Annotated in this window: 5 protein-coding genes and 1 pseudogene; 5 read left to right on the top strand and 1 reads right to left on the bottom strand. The window is 62.6% G+C overall.

The genetic code is table 11. The annotated features are described in order from the left end of the window. Positions 1-303 precede the first annotated feature (303 nt). The 3 genes from EN914_RS25005 (at position 304) to EN914_RS24990 (ending at position 3,318) form a co-directional block, all read left to right on the top strand. On the top strand, positions 304-1,401 hold the full coding sequence (locus EN914_RS25005; RefSeq protein ID WP_024504358.1) for a GH25 family lysozyme: 1,098 nt from the start codon (positions 304-306) through the stop codon (positions 1,399-1,401). A gap of 226 nt (positions 1,402-1,627) precedes the next feature. Beyond that, complete coding sequence (locus tag EN914_RS24995) at positions 1,628-2,236, top strand: class I SAM-dependent methyltransferase (RefSeq protein WP_024504360.1); 609 nt, start codon at positions 1,628-1,630, stop codon at positions 2,234-2,236. A gap of 116 nt (positions 2,237-2,352) precedes the next feature. Then, positions 2,353-3,318 carry a DUF3592 domain-containing protein gene (locus EN914_RS24990; RefSeq protein ID WP_024504361.1) on the top strand — a complete coding sequence of 322 codons (966 nt, stop codon included), beginning with the start codon at positions 2,353-2,355 and terminating at the stop codon, positions 3,316-3,318. 14 nt (positions 3,319-3,332) lie between these two features. Here EN914_RS24990 and EN914_RS24985 read toward each other — a convergent pair whose 3' ends face one another. Further along, entirely contained in the window at positions 3,333-3,692 is a 360-nt protein-coding gene (locus tag EN914_RS24985; RefSeq protein ID WP_024504362.1) for a hypothetical protein, read from the bottom strand. Between the two features lie 164 nt (positions 3,693-3,856). Between EN914_RS24985 and EN914_RS24980 the strand changes: the two genes are divergently transcribed. Together EN914_RS24980 and EN914_RS24975 are read left to right on the top strand one after the other, a co-directional pair. Then, on the top strand, positions 3,857-4,378 hold the full coding sequence (locus tag EN914_RS24980) for a hypothetical protein (RefSeq protein ID WP_024504363.1): 522 nt from the start codon (positions 3,857-3,859) through the stop codon (positions 4,376-4,378). Further along, positions 4,371-4,645, top strand: a pseudogene (locus EN914_RS24975) (hypothetical protein); the annotation flags it as partial. The gene EN914_RS24980 and the pseudogene EN914_RS24975, both read left to right, overlap by 8 nt.

The raw sequence follows: 4,645 nt of genomic DNA, 5'->3' as shown, positions 1-4,645 counted from the left end.
TCCATGCCTTCGCCCGGCTTTTCCGCGACGCGCTCGGTTGCGATAACGCGCTGTTCCTCGACGGCACGATATCCAGCCTGTTTGCGCCTGCCATCGGCCGCAAAGACGACTACTGGAATCTCGGGCCGATGATCGGCGTCTTCAGGAAATCCTGAGCCAGTTTCCACCGCGCTTACCCGCATGCGGTATGGCGAAAAAAACTTGATTCAAACTTTATTGGTAATTTCTCATTCATAACTGATCCGGTTTGTCCGTCGGCTGTCGTTTCGCCCTCGGTCTGTTGTGTTTTGAGTACAGGTCCAGATGCGGATTCCGGGCGTCGTCAGTTTTTTGATAGCATCGCTATGCCTTGCCGGCTGCTCGTCAACGGCCGGCGTCGATGCGCTGGATTTGCAGAAACCCTCCAACGAGACCACCAGTTCCGTGATCCGGCCGCCGGCACCGATCGCCGCTGCTCCGGCGGCAAGGGGCAACAGGGCGGCAAGGGCCGGACTGGCTCCCATGTCTGACAACGGTCCGGGGGAAAAAACGCGCCCGTTCGGCTTGGCGGAGGAGGAAGAGACGGGGATGTTTGCCGCACCTGATGCGCCTGATCCCCAAGTGCCTGATGTCGGCGGGCTGCCGGTCGAGCCGGCAGCCTTGGTGTCGCCGCCCAAGCTGTTGACGCGCGCGGCACCGGCCATGCTTGCCGGGCCGCTCACCCATTACGGTTTTCGCGACGCCAAGCCGATCAATTTCGGCAAGGGTTCGCCTCGCCGCCTTGCAGTGCACGGCGTCGACGTCTCGCGTTGGCAAGGCAACGTCAACTGGGACAAGCTGCGGGCGCAGGGCGCCAACTTCGCCTACATCAAGGCGACCGACGGTGGCGACCACCTCGATCCGATGTTCATGAAAAACTGGCGCAACGCCGACGCCGCCGGCTTGAAGCGCGGCGCCTACCATTTCTTCTACTGGTGCCGCACGGCGGGCGAGCAGGCGGACTGGTTCATCCGCAACGTGCCCAGGGTCGAAGGCGCGCTGCCGCCGGTGATCGACGTCGAGTGGAACGGCGAGTCCAGCTGCAAGCGGCGGCCGTCGCGCGAAAAGGTGCTGGAAAAGATGCAGGTGTTCATGGACAAGCTGGAGCGCTATTACGGCCAGCGGCCCATCATCTACACCGCGCCCGATTTCTACCGCGACAATCTCAGGGGCGAATTCCTCGACTATCCGTTTTGGCTGCGTGCGGTCGCTCAGCATCCGTCAAAGGTCTATCCCGGCCGCAAATGGCTGTTCTGGCAGTATTCCGGCTCCGGCCTGTCGCACGGCGTCACTGGCCGTATAGACCTCAATGTCTTCCATGGCGACGAACGGCAATGGCGCGCCTGGGCCGGCGGCCGGCAGACGGTAGCCGACGCCAACTGAGACAAGCTATCGGGCTTGGCGTCGTTCGCTTTCTCGGGTGTCCGCCGATCCTCGACCTCTTCGCCGCTCCCTTCAGGACCCGCTCACGCGGCCTGCTTGACCAGCGTGCGCTGTCGGACCATTTCAAGCGCGATATCGGACTGCTCGATGGACACGCTTCCGCCGGCAGCATTCGCTGAGGAAAGTGTCTGGCTCTTTGACCAACAAGGACGCATGGGAGGAAAAGATGGGTGTGTCATCGGAGGCTCTGGCACGGAGCCGTCAAACGATCAGCGCTTACGAGGATTATGCGGAACAATATGATGCCATCGTGCGCCATGTTCCCAACGAGAGGGAGCAGGCATCGCTCAAGCGCCTGGTGGCAATCGCCGGCACAGGCGGTCGGATTTTGGAAGTCGGGTCCGGAGCCGGATACGATGCGGATTTTCTGGAAAATTTGGGCGCCAAGGTTCGGCGCACCGACGCCACCAAGCGGTTTCTCGAGCTGCAGGCCGCGCGTGGTAAGCATGGCGAGTTGCTCGATCTCATCACCGATGATCTCGGCGGCCCCTACGACGCGGTCCTTGCCCTATGCGTCCTGATCCACGTGCCTCGCGACCAGACCGACCAGGTGCTTGCCAAGATAGCCGGGTCGCTGCGCCCGGGCGGCGCCTTCCTCGTCTCGATGCGCAATGGCGACGGCGAGACATCAGGCGAATATCACATGGTCTACTGGCGCAGGGACGACTTCGCCGCCCGTCTCGAAGGCGCCGGGCTGGTTCTCATCAGGGACGATTTCAACGTCGGCCGCAATAGCGAAGAATGGAACACGTTCCTGGCCGTGAATCCTGCATGACGCGGTGGGCTGTTGCCGTTTGCGCTGCTCAGCCTTTTCAGATTTGCGAAAATACCAGACATTGCCACCGCCATGCTGTCTATGTGCGGGTTGCTGCACTCCTGGGGGGAGACGAGTTGGAACTCAAGATCATGCTTGTCGGCTTTGCCTGCGTGGTCGCGGGCGCGCTGTCATTCATCACCTTCATGAAATGGCGAGAGGTGAAGGCACTCAGCCGCTGGCTGCCGACGCCGGGAAAGATCATCTCGTCGCGCGTCGAGGCACGCGAGGTCAGAAGCTCGGGCGTTGGTTCGGACAGCACTGATACCACCGAAATGCGCAATTTTCCGGCGATCACCTTCGAATACAAGGTTGGCGGCAAGAAATTTCAAAGCTCGCGCTACAGCGTGAAGGAGAACTTGGGGAATTTCGAAGTCACCGAAACCCTTGCCCAGTTTCCCCGCGGCGCGGAGGTGACTGTCTTCTACAATCCGGCCGATCCGAGCAAAGCCGTGATCGAGCGCACCATGCCCGAAGGCGCCTTCAAGTTCATGATCCAGCTCTCGGCCGGGCTGGTGGTCGGCGCGCTGGTTCTGGTGTTTTCCGTCGGCGGCGTCCTGGAGGCGATCAGGCCGCATTTGCCCAAGCCGCAGAACCTCGGCGCGGGAGCGCTGCTGCTGTTCATGGGCCTGTTTGCCTTGCGCATGGGCTTCGTCCAGAAATCGCTGGCCGAGCAGGCGGCAAAATGGCCGGTCACTGCCGGCCGCATCGATGCCTCGGGCCTGCAGGCGCTCCGAAACCATTCTGGCCATGGTCGCTGGCGCACCGTCTTCAAATCCCGCATCGTCTACTCCTATGACGTCGCCGGCCAGCGCTACAGCGCCGATCGTGTGACCTTCGGCGGAACCGTGACGGCTTCGTTGCCCGGCCTCGTCGGCGGCCAGGCACGGCAGTATGTCGAAGGCAGCAAGGTCGACGTCCACTATGACCCCGCCAACCCCGGCTCGGCGGTGCTGGAATGCCGGGTACGGGGGCTCTGGCTGTTATGGATCTGCTCGGCAGGCTTTCTCGGCGGCGCCGCCTTTCTGGTCGGCCTGGTCTGAGGCGCCGGACGCCTTCAACAGCGGACGAGCGGTCCGCTGTCGAAGCCAGGCCAGGTGAACCGCAGCGTGGCCCCATGCCCGACGATATGGATGACACGCGCGAACGGCTCCTCGATCGACGGGTCGGAACCGTAGCATTGGCTGGCATGCACCACCCAGCCGGTCGAGCTTTTGCGAAATGTCGCCTGCTCGCAGCCGAGATCGGGGAACGACAGCGACGCCTGGTCCACTGTGAACACAGTCTCGCGTTGGATGTCGGGAGCCGCGTGGCAGTTCAGCCTGCCGCTAGACCATGTCCCAACATAAGGCGGCGCCGCCAGCGCGGAGCCACCGGCGAATGCGGATATTGCCGTCGTCATCACCAAACGCCGCATCACCACTCCTTCGATCAGTGCGCTCGACCATACAGGCTGGTGGGATTTTGCGAGGACAAGTTTTGTCCAGGAGCGGACAAACGCCGCCGTTCCGGATTTTGCTATGCTTTTGCGCGGATGATGCGACTGTGCGGGCCGACTCAACGCTTTCCCAGAGACATTGGATGATCACCCGCATACTGGCCTTCTTCCTCCTGGGCCTGCTCGGCCCGATGCAGGCGGCCTTGGCAAAAGAATGCCTCCTGAGCCACGCCACCTATCAGGAGCCGCGCTCGGGTGCCGTCGTGCAATTCCGGCCGCTCGCCAACGAGCCGGCGGCGCTGACGGCCGAAGTGTTTTCGCTGGCCGTGCCCAACACCGGCACGAGCCTGCCCGCCGACATCACCTGGACCAACGGCAAGAATTCCTTCCCGCTCGGCACCATTCGCCACGCCTGCACCGACGACGCCCGGGAAGGCGGCCTGCAGGACGGTAGCGGATTGTGCAGGCTATGGGAGGGCCAGGTCTATGCCTTGACCGGCGGCGCCGCCGAGCAGTTGAATTCGCGCGAAGCGACACCGGCGCCGAGAGGGCTGCTCTTGCCCGGTTTCGGCGTGGCTTTCACCGAAGGAGCCGATTTCGCCAATGCCAATCCAGGCGGTTCGGCCTGGGACGCCTTCATTTTAACAGGATGCAGCCATGAATAGCGTGCGATCGACCATCTGGGCCAGTGCCCTGCTTGCATCCGCGACGATACCAGCCATGGCGGACGAGCCGGCGCCGTCGCGCCCGCCCATCGACAAATGCGCCTGGGAAAAATTGTCTGACAAAACTGTCGGGCTGGCCGCCTGGACGCAGCGCTGCGATTTCGGCTTCCGCCAGATCCATTTCGAATTCGCCGGCAAAGCGCTCGCCATCAAATACAGCGACGGCGGCGCGGCTGACCCTCTTGTCGAGGTCTTTGACATCAAGCC

The sequence above is a fragment of the Mesorhizobium sp. M7A.F.Ca.CA.001.08.2.1 genome (genome assembly GCF_003998455.1).
Lineage (GTDB): Bacteria > Pseudomonadota > Alphaproteobacteria > Rhizobiales > Rhizobiaceae > Mesorhizobium > Mesorhizobium ciceri.
This window is presented reverse-complemented; position numbering and strand designations above follow the sequence as displayed.